The 1,694-nt window shown below is 70.4% G+C and carries 1 protein-coding gene; it reads left to right on the forward strand.

Annotated elements, in window-relative coordinates:
- The first annotated feature begins 224 nt into the window (after nucleotides 1-224).
- Nucleotides 225-1,586 carry a PhoH family protein gene (locus ACTJKO_RS15075; protein WP_440689960.1) on the forward strand — a complete coding sequence of 454 codons (1,362 nt, stop codon included), beginning with the start codon at nucleotides 225-227 and terminating at the stop codon, nucleotides 1,584-1,586.
- Nucleotides 1,587-1,694 lie beyond the last annotated feature (108 nt).

Raw genomic sequence — 1,694 nt, forward strand, 5'->3', positions numbered from 1 at the left:
CGCGCCGCGCCGCGCCGCGCCGCGCCGCGCCGTCCGCCGGGCGCGTTGTTCACACGACCGACATCCGGCGAACCGCGTGTCGCTGGCGCCGTGTCGGAGGTCGGACGTAGCTTGGCCCCATCGGGCACCGCGCCCGATCGAAGCGGCCACAGTCGGTGCTTCGGGACCCGCTCCACGGCCGCGTTCGAGGACATGGACCGGGCCGAACGCGGCCCGGGGATGGAGTGGTCGTGACCTCTCAGAACGTCTCTCGCGGAACACAGCAGCAGCACACCGCGGACTCGTCCACATCGGTCGCCCAGCGCACGTACGTGCTCGACACCTCGGTGCTCCTCAGCGATCCGCGGGCACTGTTCCGCTTCGCCGAACACGCGGTCGTCCTGCCCGTCGTCGTCGTCAGTGAACTGGAGTCCAAGCGGAACGACCCCGAGATCGGGTACTTCGCCCGGCAGGCGCTCCGGCTCCTCGACGAACTGCGCGTCGAACACGAACGACTCGACTTCCCGATCGCGATCGGCGACGGCGGCTCCTTCCGCGTCGAGTTGAACCACTCCAACCAGTCCGTGCTCCCGTCCGGGCTGCAGCTCGGCGACAACGACTCGCGGATCCTGGCGGTGGCGTCGAACCTCAAGAACGACGGGCTCGACGTCGTCGTCGTCTCGAAGGACCTGCCGCTGCGGGTCAAGGCGTCGTCGATCGGCATGGCCGCCGAGGAGTACCGCGCCGAACTCGCCGTCGACAGCGGCTACACGGGTGTCACGGACCTGCAGGTCTCCGGCGAGCAGATGGCCGACCTGTACGAGAAGGAGGAGATCCGATCGTCGGCCCTGGCCGGCGTGCCGGTCAACACCGGTGTCGTCATCCACTCCGAGCGTGGCTCGGCCCTCGGCCGCGTGCACGAAGCCGGCGCCGTCGCCCTGGTCCGAGGCGACCGCGAGGTCTTCGGCCTGCGCGGACGCTCCGCCGAACAGCGTCTCGCGATCGATGCCCTGCTCGACCCGGAGATCGGCATCGTGTCGCTCGGCGGCAGCGCCGGTACGGGCAAGTCCGCGCTCGCCCTGTGCGCCGGGCTCGAGGCCGTGCTCGAGCGCCAGCAGCACAAGAAGATCATGGTGTTCCGGCCCCTGTACGCGGTGGGTGGCCAGGAGCTCGGGTACCTGCCGGGCGATGCCGCCGAGAAGATGAACCCGTGGGCGCAGGCGGTCTACGACACACTCGGTGCGCTCGTGTCCGACAACGTCCTCGACGAGGTCGTCGAGCGCGGCATGCTCGAGGTGCTCCCGCTCACGCACATCCGCGGCCGGTCGCTGCACGACGCGTTCGTAATCGTCGACGAGGCGCAGTCCCTCGAACGGAACGTCCTGCTCACGATGCTGTCGCGCATCGGCCAGAACTCGCGCGTGGTCCTCACGCACGACGTCGCGCAGCGCGACAACCTGCGGGTCGGCCGGCACGACGGCGTCGCGTCGGTGATCGAGCGGCTCAAGGGCCACCCGCTCTTCGCGCACGTGACGTTGACGCGGTCGGAGCGCTCGGCCATCGCGGCCCTCGTGACGGACCTGCTGGACTCGCCCGACCTGGTGTAGGCCGGCCCGGGCCGAGTCTCGGCCCACCCGACACTGCTCGCGCTGATGGGTGCGAGCAGTGTCGCCGGGCCCGAGTCTCGGCATCGGCACGATGACGGACGGGAGGCG

The organism is Curtobacterium sp. 22159, assembly GCF_052045775.1.
In the GTDB taxonomy this organism is placed as follows: domain Bacteria; phylum Actinomycetota; class Actinomycetes; order Actinomycetales; family Microbacteriaceae; genus Curtobacterium.